Here is a 16,657-nt window from a genome sequence, read left to right as displayed (position 1 = left end):
CCGCTGGTCAGGTGGCGACGGTGAGGACCGCGGTCACGACGAACCAGAGGATCCAGACGAAGGCGACGAACATGCCGATGGCGAGGCCGGTGCGCATGACCGCCTGGCCGAAGTCGATGTCGCCGTGCTTGCGCGGGTACAGCTTCCATGGGCTGTACCACGGGGTCTCGACGGCGAGCAGCGGGAGCCTGGTGTCGGTGCCCGCCGACTGCTCGGCGGCGTACGCCTCGGCCTGCGCCTGGTTCGGCCCGCCGTGCCAGAGCGTGATGTCGATCGGCCCGAGGAACCCCTCGTTGAGGAGCTCCTGCGGGGCGGGCAGGTAGGGCAGGATGCCGAGGCCGCGGAAGGCGACGGCGATGTCGTTCGCCGTCCACAGGTGCTTCTCCTGCACCGCGAGCGTCTGGAAGTAGTGCCGCAGCCGCTCCGGATCGTCACCGAGGATGACGTCGAAACTCGGGTCGCTCCAGCCCTGTTCGACCGAGACGTCGGCGCCGCGCACCGGGACGATCAGCGCCAGCCCGTGCACCACCCGCTGCCCGAGCCCGCGCGCGGAGAGCCAGTCCTGCAGCGCGAAGGTGTGCTCGCGCGAGCGCTCCAGCGGGGTGCGCCGATCCCGCCCCTCCATGGCGGCCGGCTCGCCGTCGATGGTCCACGGCCCGTTCAGCGGGATGCGGAGCACCCCGTCCTGGCGCGCGGCGAGCGCCTCGGCCTCGATGATCACGCAGCTGGTCGGCGTCCAGATCACCGCGTCCAGCGGGAAGAGCCGATTGGTGTGGAACAGGCTGACATTCAGCGTGGCGACGCCGTGCGGGCTGCGCGGGTCCTTCCAGGTGCGCAACCAGTCGAGCAGGGCGCGTTCGGCATTGCCGCCCCCGGAGTTCTGCATGCGGACGAGCATTCGAGAGAACCGCCCTTCGCGTCGAAAGTGACGTGTTCGAAATTACCGGGGCTCCTCCGCCGCGACAACGCCGGAGCGGATGGCCGAGGTCAGCTCGGCGTGATCGGCTTCGGTGCGGTCGGCGTAGCGGACCGCGAAATTCTCAACGGCGGCGTCGAATTCCGCGTCGTCGCCGAGGTACCCGGCGAGCAGCCGCGGGTCCAGCGAGCGGGTGTGCGCCCTGGCCAGCAGCGCGCCGGCGAGCCTGCCGTAGTCGTCCAGGTCCTGGCTGGTGAGCCCGGCCGGGTCGATGCTGCCCTTCTGGTTGCGGAACTGCCGCACGATGAACGGCAGCTCGGTGCCGGTCCCGTCCGGGTCGAACGAGGTCCAGCCGAGCAGGATGTCGGTGTCGACCTGAACGAGTCTGGCGCCCTGCACGATTCGCTCGCCGTCGTGTGCGGGCGGGGTGCCGGGCAGGAACGGCGCGAGCGAGGACGGGATGGCCTGCTTCACCTGCAGCACCAGCGATTCGCGGCCGTTGCCGTGCAGGAGCGCCACGTAGGTGCGCAGCCCGACGCTGCCGGTGCCGACGATCCGGAGCGCGACGTCGGAGAGCGCGAACCGGGAGAGCAGCGGGCGCCGCGATTCGCGCAGCGAGGCGCCGTACCGCTCCAGCCCGCCGAGCACCGCCTCGCGCACGCTCTCCTCGACCCGGGTGAGCAGTGGCGGATCGCTGACGAAGCGGTGCCTGCGCAGCCCCTCGCCGTGCTCGTCGCTCTCCTCCACCCACTTGGCGACCACCTTGGCGCTGGTGTTCTTGCGCGCCTTCTTCGCGGCCTTCTCGAAGTCGTCGATGAGCCCGTGCGCCTGCGCCCGCTCCAGCACCGACTCGTCCGGCAGCGCGGACCAGGACTGCACGAACGGCAGCTCGGCCAGCTCGGCGGCGGCCCTGCGGTAGGAGCGCGCGGCGTCGCGGGCCGCGGTGCGGCAGTCGTCCTCGCTCGCCCCCGCCACCCGCCCGGCCAGCACCAGGCTGGCGGCGAGCCGCTCCAGATCCCACTCCCACGGGCCCGCGACGGTCTCGTCGAAGTCGTTGATGTCCATGATGATCTCGCCGGAGGCGCTGCCGTAGAGCCCGAAGTTGGCGGCGTGCGCGTCGCCGCAGAGCTGCGCGGTGAGCCCGCTGTCCGGCCCGCCGGCCAGATCGGCGGCCATCAGCCCGGCGGCGCCGCGGTAGAAGCTGAACGGCGATGCCGCCATCCGCCCCATCCGCAGCGGGATCAGCTGCGGCAGCCGGCCGCGGTTGCCCGCCTCGATGAAGTCGAGCACCGCGGGCCGGTGCGCGCCCTCGGCCGCCCGGTCCCGCGCGCCGAGCGGCGTGCGCTGTCGCAGCGCACGGCCGCGCTCGCGCATCTCCGCGGCAGTGGAGTATGTGCGCAGGTCGAGCAGCTCATCGGACACGAGGAATACGCTAGCCGGTTGCCGGGCTCCCGGCGGGCACGGCGCGGCACTCGCCCGGAACGTCCGGTTCGGGCCGCGGCCCCGAGATGATCTCGAGCACACTCCATCGGGGGCCGCGGCGCGGAAACACCGGCCCGGCCGTGGCGCGGCGGCGGTGCGTGCGGTAAGCACGGGGCGTGACGAGCGACCGGATCCTCACCGTGCCCAACGTGCTGAGTGTGCTGCGCCTGGTCGGCGTCCCGGTATTCCTCTGGCTGCTGCTGGTCGAGCGCGCCGACGGCTGGGCCTTCGCGCTGCTGATCGCCAGCGCCTTCACCGACTTCCTCGACGGCAAGCTGGCCCGGCTGCTCGACCAGTCCTCGGAGCTCGGCGCGCTGCTCGACCCGTTCGTCGACCGGCTCTTCCTGGTCACCACGCTGGCCGCCTTCGTCCTGCGCGACCTGCTTCCGCTCTGGGTGGCGCTGATCCTGGTCGGCCGGGACCTCATCCTGACCGCGACGCTGCCGATCTACCGCCGCCGCGAGCTGCCCCCGCCCGAGGTGATCTACCTGGGCAAGGCCGCCACCTTCGCGCTCATGTCGGCGCTGCCCTGGCTGCTCGCGGGGGAGATGGACTGGCCCGCCGACGGTTTCGGACGGGCCTTCGGCGGGGCCCTGTTGATCTGGGGCACGGCCGTGTACGTCTGGACCGGCCTGCTCTACCTCGGCAAGGCCGTCGCGGTGGCGCGGGCGATCCCGCCGGTGGCCGGTGCCGGTCCTCGCATAGAGTTGCCCCGACGTTCACGACGAAAGGACGGCCCGTGACCCTGACTCCGGAGGACCTGCGGTACACCGAGGAGCACGAGTGGGTGCGCAGGGTCGGCCCGGCGCGGGTCCGGGTCGGCATCACCGACTATGCCCAGTCACAACTGGGTGACGTCGTGTTCGTGCAGTTGCCCGAGGTCGACAAGGAGGTCGCCGCGGGCGACGGCATCGCGGAGGTGGAGTCGACCAAGAGCGTCTCCGACATCTACGCCCCGCTGGCCGCGAGAATCGTTGCGGTGAACGAGGATCTGGGGTCGGCGCCGGAGGCGCTGAACAGCGACCCGTACGACGCCGGGTGGCTCTTCGAGCTGGAGGTCGCCGATGCGGACGGCCTCGGGAAAACGCTCGACGAACTGCTCGACGCGGAGGGTTACCGAGGAGTTATCGGGGGCTGATCCGGCCTTCCCGGTTCTCCCTGCACAGCGACACCCTGGCAGGGTACGGTCGATGCCAACGCCATCGGCCGTCGCCGAATGCGGAATCCGGCGTCGCGACACGGTCGTGTCGGACATGGCTTCACCTGCTTGCATGGATAATCAGGTTCGAGGAGGAGAGAAACGGTGAGCGAGAACAATGACCCGGGTTACGGGGAGAGCGCGGCCGAGACCACGTCGGTCTTCCGCGCGGATTTCCTGAACGAGGTCGACGCGTCGCGCTCCGCAGAGCCGACCGGCGAACAGCCGGTGCAGGGGGTCGAGGGGCTGCCCGTCGGGGCCGCCCTCCTGGTCGTCAAGCGGGGTCCCAACGCGGGGTCGCGGTTCCTGCTGGACCAGCCGACCACGTCGGCGGGCCGCCATCCGGACAGTGACATCTTTCTCGACGACGTCACCGTGAGCCGTCGGCACGCCGAGTTCCGGCAGGACGACGACTCCTTCCAGGTGGTCGACGTCGGCAGCCTCAACGGCACCTACGTCAACCGGGAGCCGGTCGACTCCTCGGAGCTGCAGAACGGCGACGAGGTCCAGATCGGCAAGTTCCGTCTGGTCTTCCTCACCGGGCCGCGCGCCTCGGTGAGCGAGTCGTCGACGGGCGCGGGCAGCCTGTGAGACCGGCGGCGCCGGGGCAGGGCGGTGCTGCACCGCCCCGCCTCCGGCGCCGCACACGGTTCCGGACGGAAAGGGACGGATTGCGGTGACCGGGGCGGCGCAGTGGGCACGCGGAGGGATGTCGATCGGCTCCGTGCTGGATCTGCTGCGCCCCGATTTCCCGGACATCACCATCTCCAAGATCCGCTTCCTGGAATCCGAGGGGCTCATCCGCCCCGAACGCACGCCGTCCGGGTACCGCCGCTTCTCGGTGGCGGACTGTGAACGGCTGCGCTTCGTGCTCACCGCGCAGCGGGACCAGTACCTCCCGCTCAAGGTGATCAAGGAGCAACTGGAGGCGATCGACAGCGGCGCCGCGACGCTCGGCGTGCGGGAAGCGCGCGCGCGGGCCGCGGCGCCGGAGCATCCGGCCGATCGCGCGCCGCGCGGTCCGGCGAGCGTGCCGCCGCCGCGCCGGCTCGGTGTCGTTCCGGGGGAGATCAGCGCGGACGAGCTGCGAGTGGACCACGAGATCCGGGTGACGCGGGCCGACCTGTGCGCCCAGGCCGAGATCACCGATGCCTTCCTCAACGACCTGATCCGCGCCGGGCTGATCACGCCGGGCGCGGCGGGCTTCTTCGACGGCGACGCCGTCGTCCTGGCGCGGGTCGCGCGCGCCATGGCCGAGTTCGGCCTGGAGGCCAGGCACCTGCGCGCCTTCAAGCTGGCCGCCGACCGGGAGGCCGCGCTGGTGGCCCAGATCGTCGCGCCGATCGCCAAGAGCAGAGACGCGGGCGCCCGGGCGCGCGCCGACGAGACCGTGCGCGAACTGGCCGCGCTCTCGCTCACCCTGCACGCCTGCCTGGTGAAGGCGGGCGTGCGCGCGCTCGGCAGCTGACCGGCCCCGCGGAACCCCGGTCTTGCTGGGGCAACGCTCTTCCGGCGCGCCGCGCGCCGGATCCTGACCATCGCGGTGCCGCTCGGAATTCGCTTAGACTCGTGGTGCGGCGAGCTCCGCGGCGTCATGCCGGTTGGCCGGCGAGGTATGGGAGGCAGTGCGATGAGCGAAATGCGCGTGATCGGCATCCGTGTGGAGCAGCCACAGAACCAGCCCGTGCTGCTGCTCCGCGAGGTCTCCGGCGACCGGTACCTGCCGATCTGGATCGGGCAGGCCGAGGCCACCGCGATCGTGCTGGAGCAGGAGGGCGTGACGCCGATCCGGCCGCTCACCCACGACCTGATCAAGCTCATCGTCTCCGGGCTCGGGCACACCCTCAAGGAGGTCCGCATCGTGGACCTGCAGGAGGGCACCTTCTACGCCGACCTGGTGTTCGACAACGACAAGCGGATCTCGGCCCGCCCCTCGGACTCGGTGGCGATCGCGCTGCGCGTCGGCTGCCCGATCTATGCCGAGGAGCCGGTGCTGGAGGAGGCCGGGCTGGTGATGCCGGACGAGCGCGAGGACGAAGTCGAGAAATTCAAGGAATTCCTCGAGTCGGTTTCGCCCGATGATTTCAAGGCCACCGACAGCTGAGCCGGAAAATGTCTTGACCTGAGGTACAGGTCGAGACATTGACCGCGCGTCGCGTTTGGTTCGAGATGCCCCTCCACGGAGAATCTAATCAGGAAGAGTAATCTCGAAAGTTGGATCGGGACCCCAGGTGCGGGGAACCGGTGGTGACAAAGCCGGACGGTGACCGAAGCCGTGAGGTGAGCGCGGCTCGGTGCCGGGATGCATCGGGTGCGCGCCGGTCGGGTGCGGCGTCGCGTAGCAAGGGAGTGGTCAGTGGCAGAGGAAACGCAGGACGCAGTACAGCCAGGCCTGTTTCCCGACGACACGGTGCCCGACGAGCTCGTCGGTTATCGCGTGCCCAGCGCCTGCCAGGTGGCCGGCATCACCTATCGACAGCTCGATTACTGGGCCAGAACCGGCCTGGTGGTGCCGTCCGTCCGCGGTGCGGCGGGCTCGGGAAGTCAGCGTCTCTATTCGTTCAAGGACATCCTGGTCCTGAAGATCGTGAAACGACTGCTCGACGCCGGTATTTCCTTACAGAACATCCGGATCGCGGTCGATCATCTGCGCAGCAGGGGTGTGCGGGATCTGGCCGGGATCACGTTGTTCTCGGACGGGACGTCGGTCTACGAATGCACGTCGGCCGAGGAGGTCGTCGATTTACTGCAGGGCGGGCAGGGCGTCTTCGGAATCGCGGTGAGCGGCGCCATGCGGGAGCTCTCCGGCGTGATCGCCAACTTCCCGGCGGAGCGGGCCACCTCGGCCACCGACCGCCCGGAGGACGAGCTGGCGTACCGGCGCAAGGCGAAATTGAACCGCAAGACCGGCTGATCCGCGGGGGACGCGCGGCGCCGGCCAAGGAGGGTCGGCCGGTGCCGCGTCGGCGGGCGGTGCGGATCGGCAGGACAGAGGGGGGACGTGAGCCAGGGGGACGTGATGGGGGTGGCCGAGGTCGTCGGCCGGATCGGCGAGATCGACGCCTTCCCCACGGTCGACGAGCTGTACGCCTTCGCCGACCGGCTGGCCGCCGCGCACCCGAGCCGGGTCCGGATCAGCGAGCTGGGCCGCTCCCGCGGCGGTGACCCGATCCGCGCGGTTCGCGTGGGGTCGGGCGGGCACAACATCCTGGTCTTCGGCAATCCGCACCCGAACGAGCCGATCGGGCTCGCCACCATCAGGCACCTGCTCGGCAGGCTGGCCGCGCCCGAGTCCGACTGCCTCGGCGCCACCTGGCACTTCGTGCTCTGCGTCGACCCGGACGGCACCCGGCTGAACGAGGAGTGGTACGCCGGGCCGCTCACCCGCACCGCGGTCGCCAGGCACTTCTACCGCCCGCCCGCCGCCGAGCAGCCCGAGTGGTGCTTCCCGACCACCTGGCGCGGCACCGCGGTCGGGGTGCCGCTGCCGGAGACCGAGGCGCTGATGGCGCTCATCGACCGCACCGAGCCCGCGCTCATCGCCTCGCTGCACAACGCCGAGTTCGGCGGCGGTTTCTTCTACACCACCGGCGGCGACCCGGGCTACTGGTCGGCGCTCACCGCGCTGCTCGACGCCGCCGGGCTGCCGCTGCACCGGGGCGAGCCGGACTCGCCGGGGGCGCGGGTGTGGGCGCCCGGCGTCTTCGAGCTGCCGCCCTTCGGGCAGATGGCCGATGTGCTCGCCGCCGCGGGCGTGGAGCCGGTGGCCGCGCTCGGCGGCGGGGGCAGCCGCGACTACTCGGCCCGGTTCGGCTCCGCGCTGCTGGTCAGCGAGTTGCCGCTGTGGATCGACCCGCGGGTCACCGACCGCACCCCCGGCGACCGCTCGCTGGCCGCGGTACTCGCCGCCACCGCCGCCGACTACCGGGAGACCGGCGCCGTCGTCGGCGCGGTGCTGCACCGGGTGGCGGGGGAGCTGAGCGGTCGCAGCCCGTTCGAGCGGGCGGTGCGCGCCGTGCTCGGCAACATCTCCGGGCTGGCCGCGGCCAAGGAGGCGCTCGGCCGCGAGCGGCCCGCCACGCTCGGCGAGATCTTCGTGGAGAAGTACGTCTGGACCGGCATGCTCCGGTTGCGGGTCGGCGGCATGCTCAGCAGGTTGCTGGCAGCGGAGGCCGGGCGCTCACCGCTGGTCGCGGCCGAGCGGGACCGGTTCGCCGAGGTCTTCGCGGAGTGGTGCGCGGCGATCGACACCGCCGCGCCGGGGTGCCGGGTGCCGATCGACCGGCTGGTCGCGGTGCAGGCCGCGGCCGTCGTGCTCGCCGCGGGCAGGGTCCGCGCCGGTCTGCCGGTCTGACGTCGAGCGTGACGAGCGCTACACCCCGGCCCGGCGGGGACGCCGGTGACCGCGCGGCGGCTTAGACTGGCGGGGCGTCGTCGCCGTGCGGGAGAGTTCCGGACCGACGAGGTCCGGGCGCCGAAGGAGCAGCACCTCCCCGTCAATCTCTCAGGCACCAGGGACCGTGCGGTCACCGACGCCTCTGGAAAGCGGTGGCCGCGCGCCGCCCGCCCATGGGGAAAGGGGCCGGACCGGCCACCGAATCTCTCAGGCACCACGACAGAGGGGGAGGGCCCACCGCCCGACCCCTGGAGTTGCCGTGACCCGTTCCTTCGCCGACCGCCACATCGGCCCCGACGCGGCCGAGGTCGCCCGGCTGCTCGAGGTCACCGGCGTCGCAACACTGGACGCCCTCGCCACCGCCGCGCTGCCCGCCGACATCCTGGACGACGGCGGCCTCGACGCGCTGCCGCCCGCCGCGAGCGAACACGAGGTGCTGGCCGAGCTCGCCGAGCTGGCCGCCGCGAACACCGTCGCCACCTCGATGATCGGGCTCGGTTACCACGACACCCTGACCCCGCCGGTACTAGTCCGCAACCTGCTGGAGAACCCGGCCTGGTACACCGCCTACACCCCCTACCAGCCGGAGATCAGCCAGGGCAGGCTGGAGGCGCTGCTCAACTTCCAGACCATGGTCTGCGACCTGACCGGCATGGAGGTCGCGGGAGCCTCCATGCTGGACGAGGCCACCGCCGCCGCCGAGGCCATGACGCTGCTGCACCGCGCGAGCAGGTCGAAGAGCAACCGCCTGCTGGTGGACGCCGACGTCTTCCCGCAGACCCGCACGATCCTCGCGACCAGGGCCGAGCCGCTCGGGTTCGAGATCGTGACCACCGACCTCTCCGGCGGCGAACTCCCGGACGGCGACTTCTTCGGCGCGCTCGTGCAGACTCCCGGCGCCTCCGGCCGGATCGTCGACTGGACCGCGCTGATCACCGCCGCGCACGAGCGCGGCGCGCTGGTCGCGGCCGGGGCCGACCTGCTCGCCGCGACCCTGGTGACCCCGCCCGGCGAGCAGGGCGCCGACGTCTGCTTCGGCACCACCCAGCGCTTCGGGGTGCCGATGGGCTTCGGCGGGCCACACGCCGGCTACCTCGCGGTGCGCACCGCGCACGCCAGGCAGCTGCCGGGCAGGCTGGTCGGGGTCTCGGTGGACGCCGACGGCGCCCCCGCCTACCGGCTGGCGCTGCAGACCCGCGAGCAGCACATCCGCCGCGAGCGCGCCACCTCCAACATCTGCACCGCGCAGGTGCTGCTCGCCATCGTCGCCGCCATGTACGCGAGCTACCACGGCGCCGACGGGCTGCGCGCCATCGCCCGGCGGGTGCACGGCCACGCCGCCGCGCTCGCCGCCGGGCTCGGCGCGGCCGTCGTGCACGGCAGCTTCTTCGACACCGTGCTCGCGCACGTCCCCGGCGGCGCCGACGCGGTGCTGGACAAGGCGCGCTCGCGCGGGATCAACCTGCGCCGGGTCGACGCCGACCACGTCGCCGTCGCCTGCGACGAGGCCACCACCGCCGCGCACGTCGCCGCGGTGCTCGAATCCTTCGGCGCCACCGCCGAATCCGGCGGCGAGCCGGTCGGCATCGAGAGCCGGACGTCGCCGTACCTGACGCACCCGGCCTTCACCCGCTACCGCACCGAGACCGCCATGCTGCGCTACCTGCGCGGGCTCTCGGACAAGGACATCGCGCTCGACCGCAGCATGATCCCGCTCGGCTCCTGCACCATGAAGCTCAACGCCACCGCCGAGATGGAGCCGATCACCTGGCCCGGCTTCGCCCGGCTGCACCCCTACGCCCCCGTCGCCGACGCGGCAGGGACGCTGCGGCTGATCGCCGACCTGGAGGGCTGGCTCTGCGCCATCACCGGCTACGACGCGGTGAGCCTGCAGCCCAACGCGGGCAGCCAGGGCGAGTACGCCGGGCTGCTCGCCATCCGCCGCTACCACCTGGACCGCGGCGACACGCACCGGGACACCTGCCTCATCCCGTCCAGCGCGCACGGCACCAACGCCGCGTCGGCGGCCATGGCCGGGCTGCGGGTCGAGGTGGTGCGCTGCCGGGAGAACGGCGACGTCGACCTGGACGACCTGCGCGCCAAGATCGGCGACCACGCCGAGCGGCTGGCCTGCATCATGATCACCTACCCCTCCACACACGGCGTCTACGAGCACGAGGTCGCCGAGCTGTGCGCGCTGGTGCACGACGCGGGCGGGCAGGTCTACGTGGACGGCGCCAACCTGAACGCCCTGGTCGGGCTGGCCCGGCCGGGCCGCTTCGGCGGCGACGTCAGCCACCTGAACCTGCACAAGACCTTCTGCATCCCGCACGGCGGCGGCGGGCCGGGCGTCGGCCCGGTGGCGGTGCGCTCGCACCTCGCCGCCTACCTGCCCGGCGACCCGCTGGCGGCCGGCTCGCACGCCGTCTCCGCCGCGCACTACGGCTCGGCCTCGATCCTGCCGATCACCTGGGCCTACATCCGGATGATGGGCGCCGACGGGCTGCGCCGCGCCACGCTCACCGCCATCGCCTCGGCGAACTACATCGCCCGGCGGCTGGACGAGCACTTCCCGGTGCTCTACACCGGCGAGCACGGCATGGTCGCGCACGAGTGCATCCTCGACCTGCGTGCGATCACCAAGCGCACCGGCGTCACCGTCGACGACGTCGCGAAGCGCCTGGCCGACTACGGTTTCCACGCGCCGACCATGAGTTTCCCGGTGGCCGGGACGCTCATGGTCGAGCCGACCGAGAGCGAGAACCTGGCCGAGCTGGACGAGTTCTGCGCCGCCATGATCGCCATCCGCGCCGAGATCGACCAGGTCGGCGCCGGGGTCTGGCCCGCCGACGACAACCCGCTGCGCGGCGCCCCGCACACCGCCGCCGCGCTGGTGGCGGAGTGGACGCACCCGTACTCCCGCGAGGTCGCGGTGTACCCGCGCGGGGTCGCGCACACCCGCGCCAAGGTGTGGCCGCCGGTCCGCCGCATCGACGGCGCCTTCGGCGACCGCAACCTGGTCTGCTCCTGCCCGCCGGTCGAGGCGTACGCGGAGTGACCCGCGCCCGGCCGAATCTCAGGGGTTGGTGAGCGCCTGCACGACGGCGGTGCCGAACTTGAGGTCGTTGGTGGAGGGGACGGTGGCGTAGGTGCCGCCGGTGTTCGCGGCGAGGGTGCGCAGCGTGTCGCCGTCGCCGGTGCCGATGACGACCACGTCGATCCGCACCGGCGCCGCCCCGCCCGCCTCGGCGATCCGGGCGAGCAGCTGCGCGCCGGTGATCGCGGAGTCGTCGTCCGGGCCGTCGGTGATCAGCAGGATCGAGTTGGTGCGGCCCGCTGCGGGTTTGCCCGCCACCTCCTCGTAGGCGGCGAGCAGGGTCGGGTACGCCTGATCGGTCTTGGTCTCGGACGGCTTGACCGCGCCAAGCGCGGTGTCCAGGCTGCTGCGCTGGGCGTCGGTGAGCGCGGCGGTCGGGGTCTGCACCTTGTACGGTTTGCTGCCGTCCAGGTTCTTGCCGAAGGTCCAGACGCCGAGCCCGAAGTCCGGCGGCAGCGTGGTGAGCGACGAGCGCAGCGCGGCCAGCGCGTTCGCCAGCCGGGTCATGGCGCCCTCCTTGGTGCCCATGGAGGACGAGACGTCGAGCAGCACCGTCGTGCTCACGCCGAGCACCGGGTTCTCGAGGGTCTGCCGCACGGCGTCGAGCGTGGCCTTGTCCGGCGCGGGCGCGGCCATGGGCGCGGTGAACCCGGCCTGGGCGAGCAGCACGGACTGCGCGGGGGCGCGCAGGTAGTCGGTGAAGAGCCCGGCGATCAGGTTCTCGGTCTCGTCCACCCAGGCGCCGGTCATCAGCGCGGCCGGGTAGTCGGCCAGCGGCGCGGCCCCGATCGGCCGGTAGACCGCGGCCCCCGCCTGGGCCTGCACCTGCTGTTCGGTCGCGGCGACGGCGTGCACCGGCGCGTCCGGGTTCTCCGAGGCGGCCTGGACGAGCGCGGTCAGCGGGTCGGCGGACTGCGGCGCGTCGGCGGCGAGCACCGAGATGGCGGAGACCACCTGACCGGTCTTCGCGGCCTCGACGGTGAGCGGGTCGACGCCGGAGAGCGAGGAGCCGACGGCGACCGCCGCCGCGGTCGCGGTGTCGCCGGCGGGCAGCGCCATGCGCAGCCCGCCCCAGCCGCTCAGCCCGATCTCGCTCAGCGACCCCTGCTGCAGCCGGGGCAGATCCGACCAGGCCGCCTTGGCCTGGTCGAGCGCGGCGCGCAGCGGCTCGGAGACGGCGAGCACGATGGCGCTGGTCGCCACCGAGATCGGGTTGCCCTCGATCAGCCCCGGCACCCGCACCGCCTCGACCGAGCGGGTGGAGTCCGGGATCCAGAGCGCGGGCTGCGCCCCGAGCGGCGAGGTCCAGGTGCCCGCGGCGAAGGCGGCGGCCACGTCGGCGGAGGCGCGGGCCGTCACGTGCACCTCGGCGCAGTGGTCGCGCACCCGCGGCGCGGTGGCGTTGTAGCGGTCGGCGACGGCGCGGACCGGGTCGGCCAGCACCGGGTCGACCGTCACGTCCAGCGTGGCGGTGCCCTCCACGCACTCCGCGGCGGCGGCGGTGTCGCGGCTGTCGCCGCTCTCGCGCAGCTGCAGATAGCCGACGACCGCCGCGATCAGCACCACCACCGCCACGATCGCGGCGATGATGCCTGCGCTGACGCCCCGCGAACCGGATTCGCTGCTGCGATGAGTTCCCACGGAGCGGCAGTCTATGTGGCGGACAGGGGTGCGCGCCGCCACCGGTGTTCCGGCGGCGGCGCGCACCGTTTCACTCCCGCACGAGCCGGCCGCGGTCGTACTCGCGCCCACCCCAGACCCCGGACTGGCCGGTGTCGGCGGCGAACTCCGCGCACCCGGCGCGGATCGGGCAGCCCGCGCAGATCGCGCGGGCGTAGCCGAAGTCGTCCGACGGGAACGGGAACCACGCCTCGTGGTTCGGATCGCCCCGGCAGGCGGCCCGGTGCCAGCCCCGCGCGTCCGAGAGCGGGAGCAGTGTGGCCAGGGTGGTAGTGGTGTCGATGGTCACGTCCTTCTCCTTTCTCGGTGGTCACTCGGCGAGCCGGCGCCAGATGTCGCGCTGCCGCTTGGCCAGCGGGTCGGGGGCCTTCGGCTGCCAGAGCAGCGTCAGCCCCGCCTCCTCCGGGGTCCGGTCCGCCTTGGCGGTGTTGCAGGGCGCGCAGCAGGCGACGAGGTTGGCCCAGGTGTTCGGGCCGCCCCTGCTGCGCGGCCGGATGTGGTCGACGGTGTGCGCCCGCGCGCCGCAGTAGCCGCAGCGCCGGTCGTCCCGGCGCAGCACACCGGCCGCGGTCGCCGGGCTCTCGTCGTGCACGGCCGGCCGCTGCGCCACGTGCACGTACCGCAGCAGCCGGATGGTCTCCGGCAGCGCGATCTCGTGGCGCTGCGAGCGGATCGGGAAATAGGGCTCGCGGGCGAACATGGCCTCCGCCACCCCGGCCAGCACCAGGGTGACGGCGCGGTCGGCGGTGACCTCGTGCAGCGCCTGGTAGCTGGCGTTCAGCACGAGCACGCTGGCGTGGATCCAGTTCTCGACGGTGGGCGGGGGGTGCGAACGGACGACGGAGAGCGTCATGGGACACCGGCCTTCGGGGTCGGGCGAACGAAAGGGGAGAGGGGGCGCGGTCAGACGGCCGGGTAGCGACCCGGAATGCCGTACTGCTGCCGCCGGCGGCCGGGCGGTGTCCGTGATTCGGTGCCCGGTGCGGCCTCGGCCAGGCGACGGCCGTCACGATGCACACCGCGCATCCCGTCTCCGGAATTGCTGTCGATCACGGCCGTCACCTCCTCTTGCTCGCTCGTTCCGCCCGATCGGCGGTATGGGGACATGGTGGCACACCGGATCGGCGGCTGTCCGCTCATTTTTTTCCCGGGAATGCCGCCCCCGCAGCGGCTCCCGGGCTCAGACCGGGCGCAGCTCGGCGGCGCCGAAGGAGACGTCGAAGCGGTCACACCAGATGGCGATGCTGGTCAGCGCGGCGAGATCGGTCTCCGGCGGGATCGGGTAGTTCTGGTTGCCGCGGTTGCCCTTCAGCGCGCCGAGGTCGGTGTGCGCGCCGTCGTCGAAGACGAACCAGCCGTCCCTGCCCGGCAGGACCGGCGCGTCGGTGAGCCAGACGTGCAGGTCGGGGCCGTCGGAGGTGTCCAGGTTCTCCAGCCGCAGCACCCGGCTGCCGTCCGGCAGCGCGATGATCACGGCGGCGCCGGTGGTGCCGTGCTCGTGCGTGACGAAGTCGCCGCGCGCGAGCAGCCGGGGTTGCACGTCGGGGATGCCGGAGCCGGTGCTCGGCAGGGTCGGCGCCGCCTCGTCCACGGTGGTGTTCGTGACCAGCCGCCACGGTTGGAACAGGGCGAGCCCGGCGCCGGCGCCGACCACGAGAACGCCGATGGCGATCCAGGTGAGCGGCTTGCGGGCGAGGGCGCGGATGCGGGACACGGAGCCTCCTGGTCGAGCGCACCCGGTGCGCGCCGGTCGGATGCCACCGACCCTAGCGTCGCCGGCCCCGGCGCCGGAATGTCAGGCGCCCTTGCGTTCCTGCGCCTTCTTGGCGGGCGCCTTGCGCGCGGTGCTCTTCTTCGCGGTACTCGCGGTCTTCTTGGCTGCGGTCTTCTTGGCAGGCTCCTTGGCCGCGGCCTTGCTCGCGGTCTTCTTCGCGGGCGCCTTCTTCGCGGCCGAACCGCCAGCCGCCCGGCGCCCACTCGCCTCCAGGCTGCGCTGCAGCGCGGCGACCAGGTCCACCACCTCGGCGTCGACCTGCTCCTTCTCCGGCTCCGGGCGGCTCACCAGGGTGTCCGAGCCGTTGGCGATCGCCTCGTCCAGCACCTTGCGCAGCTCGATCTGGAACTCGTCGGTGAACTGCTCCGGCTCGAAGTCGTCGGACATCGACTCGACCAGCGTCTCCGCCATGGAGATCTCCTGCGGGCGCGGCTTCGAGGCGTCCTGCAGCGATTCGAAGTCGACCGCGCGCACCTCGTCCGGCCAGAGCAGGGTCTGCAGCAGCAGCACCCCGTCGTGCACCCGGAGCGCGGCCAGCCTGGTCTTCTGCCGCAGCGTGAAGTGCACGAGCGCGGTGCGGTCGATGCGCTCGAGGGTCGCGGCGAGCAGCACGTACGCCTTCGGCGTCGTGGAGTCCGGCTCGAGGTAGTAGCTCTTCTCGAACAGGATCGGGTCGATCTGCTCGGAGGGAACGAACTGCAGCACCGGGATCTCGTGCTTCTCCGCGGCGGGGAGCTTGGCGAAGTCCTCGTCGGTGAGCACGACCTTCGCGCCCTCCGGCGACTCGTAGGCCTTGTCGATGTCGGCGTACTGCACGGATTCCCCGCAGACGCTGCACACCCGGTCGTACTTGATCCGCCCGCCGTCCTTGGCGTGCACCTGATGGAACCGGATGTCGTGGTCCTCGGTGGCGGTGTAGACCTTCACCGGGACGTTCACCAGCCCGAACGCGATCGAGCCCTTCCAGATAGCCCGCATCACTCCATCATGGCCGAACCGCCCGGTCTCTGCGAGCGGACGCGCAGGTCGAGGGTGGCGCGGGCGACCTCGAGGCGGGTGCGGCGGGGGAGTTGCGGGAAGAGCCCGGCCATGGCGGCGAGCACCCCGGCGAGGTCGTCCGGGCCGGAGAGGTAGGCCCGCTGCCGCTGCGGTGGCAGCGTGAAGAAGGCGTCGAAGAAGTCCGGCACCCGCTCGGGCGGCAGCGCGAGCAGCGCGCGCAGCCCGGCCGCGCGCAGCGCCGCGACCGCCCGCGCCCGCGGCGTCCACAGGGTGCCGCCGGTGGCGGCCGTGTCGGCGGCGGCGAGCGAGGCCGCGACGCTGTAGCCGGTGGCCGGGTGCAGCAGCCCGCCCGCCGCGCCGAAGCGCTCCGGACCCGGCCGGCCGCCCTGGACCGGGAAGCGCACCCGCTCGATCTCCTCGGTGCCGGTCAGCGGGATGTCGCGGGCGGCGAGGCGGTGGTGCAGGCGGCGGCGCAGCTCGGCGTCGTCCAGCGCGGGGCGCCCGGCCAGGCAGGTCTCCTCCAGCAGGACGGTCTCCGGGCCCAGCGGCACCGCGTAGAGGAAGGAGGGCGGCGCGGCCGGGTCGGCGCCGTTGTCCCCGCGCCAGTCCATGAAGAGCGTCTCCGTGCCGCGCACCCGGTCGGCCGGGACGAGCACGCCGTGCGCGGTCTGCTCGGCGCGGGCCGGATCGCGGCGCAGCCCGCGCGCGTCGATCACCCGCTCGCCGCGCACCGTCGCGCCGGAGGCCAGGGTGACGCCGTGCGGCTCCAGGCGCGTGGCCCGGTCGGCGAAGACCGCCGCACCGGTGGGCGCCAGCGCCTCCTGCAGCCGCCCGGTGTCGAGCACCGCGTAGGCGCGGTCCAGCCGATGCTCGATCCGCCCCCACGCCACCGGCTCCGGCACCGTCGCCGCGACGACAGCCAGATCCAGCCAGTCCGGGAGCTCGTCCGCCCACACCGCGTAGGTGGCCCGCCAGCGCCGCTCCGGCGCCGGATCCACCACCGCGACGGTCCGGCCGTGCGCCAGGCAGCGGTGCGCGAGCGCGCGTCCGGCCGGGCCCTGCCCGCAGACCACCACGTCGAACGGCCCGTGTGCGGAATCCGCCATCCTGCTCCT

General features: G+C 72.8%; 17 protein-coding genes and 1 riboswitch. Of the genes, 8 read left to right on the top strand and 9 right to left on the bottom strand.

Annotated features, from left to right (window positions below; genetic code table 11):
• Positions 1-7: 7 nt before the first annotated feature.
• Together ACFUJ1_RS28595 and ACFUJ1_RS28590 are read right to left on the bottom strand one after the other, a co-directional pair.
• Positions 8-886, bottom strand: a complete 879-nt coding sequence (locus tag ACFUJ1_RS28595) for a nuclease-related domain-containing protein (protein WP_378650408.1) — start codon at positions 884-886, stop codon at positions 8-10.
• 54 nt (positions 887-940) lie between these two features.
• Complete coding sequence (locus tag ACFUJ1_RS28590) at positions 941-2,290, bottom strand: DUF2252 domain-containing protein (protein ID WP_378650467.1); 1,350 nt, start codon at positions 2,288-2,290, stop codon at positions 941-943.
• A gap of 224 nt (positions 2,291-2,514) precedes the next feature.
• Between ACFUJ1_RS28590 and ACFUJ1_RS28585 the strand changes: the two genes are divergently transcribed.
• The 8 genes from ACFUJ1_RS28585 to gcvP all read left to right on the top strand — a co-directional run bounded on the left by ACFUJ1_RS28585 (position 2,515) and on the right by gcvP (position 11,050).
• Positions 2,515-3,141, top strand: a complete 627-nt coding sequence (locus ACFUJ1_RS28585; protein ID WP_378650406.1) for a CDP-alcohol phosphatidyltransferase family protein — start codon at positions 2,515-2,517, stop codon at positions 3,139-3,141.
• A complete protein-coding gene (gene gcvH, locus ACFUJ1_RS28580; protein WP_378614693.1) occupies positions 3,138-3,536 on the top strand; it encodes a glycine cleavage system protein GcvH in 399 nt (132 codons plus the stop codon). The genes ACFUJ1_RS28585 and gcvH overlap by 4 nt, the downstream gene beginning before the upstream one ends.
• A 165-nt stretch (positions 3,537-3,701) precedes the next feature.
• Entirely contained in the window at positions 3,702-4,187 is a 486-nt protein-coding gene (garA, locus tag ACFUJ1_RS28575; protein ID WP_233017570.1) for a glycogen accumulation regulator GarA, read from the top strand.
• A gap of 118 nt (positions 4,188-4,305) precedes the next feature.
• Positions 4,306-5,064, top strand: coding sequence for a MerR family transcriptional regulator (locus tag ACFUJ1_RS28570; protein ID WP_378650403.1), 759 nt, complete (start codon positions 4,306-4,308; stop codon positions 5,062-5,064).
• Between the two features lie 162 nt (positions 5,065-5,226).
• The gene (locus ACFUJ1_RS28565) at positions 5,227-5,700 is read left to right on the top strand and encodes a bifunctional nuclease family protein (RefSeq protein ID WP_233017571.1); all 474 of its coding nucleotides are present in this window, start codon (positions 5,227-5,229) and stop codon (positions 5,698-5,700) included.
• A gap of 252 nt (positions 5,701-5,952) precedes the next feature.
• Entirely contained in the window at positions 5,953-6,510 is a 558-nt protein-coding gene (locus ACFUJ1_RS28560) for a MerR family transcriptional regulator (protein ID WP_378650401.1), read from the top strand.
• A gap of 87 nt (positions 6,511-6,597) precedes the next feature.
• Positions 6,598-7,950, top strand: coding sequence for a M14 family zinc carboxypeptidase (locus tag ACFUJ1_RS28555; RefSeq protein ID WP_378650399.1), 1,353 nt, complete (start codon positions 6,598-6,600; stop codon positions 7,948-7,950).
• Between the two features lie 78 nt (positions 7,951-8,028).
• Positions 8,029-8,127, top strand: a riboswitch (glycine riboswitch).
• 124 nt (positions 8,128-8,251) lie between these two features.
• Positions 8,252-11,050 carry an aminomethyl-transferring glycine dehydrogenase gene (gene gcvP / locus ACFUJ1_RS28550; RefSeq protein WP_378650397.1) on the top strand — a complete coding sequence of 933 codons (2,799 nt, stop codon included), beginning with the start codon at positions 8,252-8,254 and terminating at the stop codon, positions 11,048-11,050.
• 18 nt (positions 11,051-11,068) lie between these two features.
• Here the strand turns inward: gcvP and ACFUJ1_RS28545 are convergent, their stop codons facing one another.
• The 7 genes from ACFUJ1_RS28545 to ACFUJ1_RS28515 form a co-directional block, all read right to left on the bottom strand.
• Complete coding sequence (locus ACFUJ1_RS28545) at positions 11,069-12,730, bottom strand: VWA domain-containing protein (RefSeq protein ID WP_378650395.1); 1,662 nt, start codon at positions 12,728-12,730, stop codon at positions 11,069-11,071.
• A 70-nt stretch (positions 12,731-12,800) separates the two neighbouring features.
• The gene (locus ACFUJ1_RS28540) at positions 12,801-13,058 is read right to left on the bottom strand and encodes a WhiB family transcriptional regulator (RefSeq protein ID WP_378650393.1); all 258 of its coding nucleotides are present in this window, start codon (positions 13,056-13,058) and stop codon (positions 12,801-12,803) included.
• A gap of 21 nt (positions 13,059-13,079) precedes the next feature.
• A complete protein-coding gene (locus ACFUJ1_RS28535; RefSeq protein ID WP_378650391.1) occupies positions 13,080-13,622 on the bottom strand; it encodes an HNH endonuclease in 543 nt (180 codons plus the stop codon).
• A 50-nt stretch (positions 13,623-13,672) separates the two neighbouring features.
• Positions 13,673-13,822 carry a hypothetical protein gene (locus tag ACFUJ1_RS28530; RefSeq protein ID WP_378650389.1) on the bottom strand — a complete coding sequence of 50 codons (150 nt, stop codon included), beginning with the start codon at positions 13,820-13,822 and terminating at the stop codon, positions 13,673-13,675.
• 127 nt (positions 13,823-13,949) lie between these two features.
• Complete coding sequence (locus ACFUJ1_RS28525; protein ID WP_378650387.1) at positions 13,950-14,483, bottom strand: DM13 domain-containing protein; 534 nt, start codon at positions 14,481-14,483, stop codon at positions 13,950-13,952.
• A gap of 81 nt (positions 14,484-14,564) precedes the next feature.
• Positions 14,565-15,521 (bottom strand): Ku protein, encoded by a 957-nt coding sequence (locus ACFUJ1_RS28520; RefSeq protein WP_378650385.1) that lies wholly within the window; start codon positions 15,519-15,521, stop codon positions 14,565-14,567.
• On the bottom strand, positions 15,521-16,648 hold the full coding sequence (locus tag ACFUJ1_RS28515) for a lycopene cyclase family protein (RefSeq protein WP_378650383.1): 1,128 nt from the start codon (positions 16,646-16,648) through the stop codon (positions 15,521-15,523). Before ACFUJ1_RS28515 ends, ACFUJ1_RS28520 begins: the two co-directional genes overlap by 1 nt.
• Between the last annotated feature and the right edge of the window lie 9 nt (positions 16,649-16,657).

Origin of the sequence: Nocardia sp. NPDC057227 (assembly GCF_042669725.1) — a bacterium.
In the GTDB taxonomy this organism is placed as follows: domain Bacteria; phylum Actinomycetota; class Actinomycetes; order Mycobacteriales; family Mycobacteriaceae; genus Nocardia; species Nocardia asteroides_A.
The sequence above is the reverse complement of the archived record's forward strand: the minus strand, read 5'-3'. Positions and strand labels throughout refer to the sequence as shown.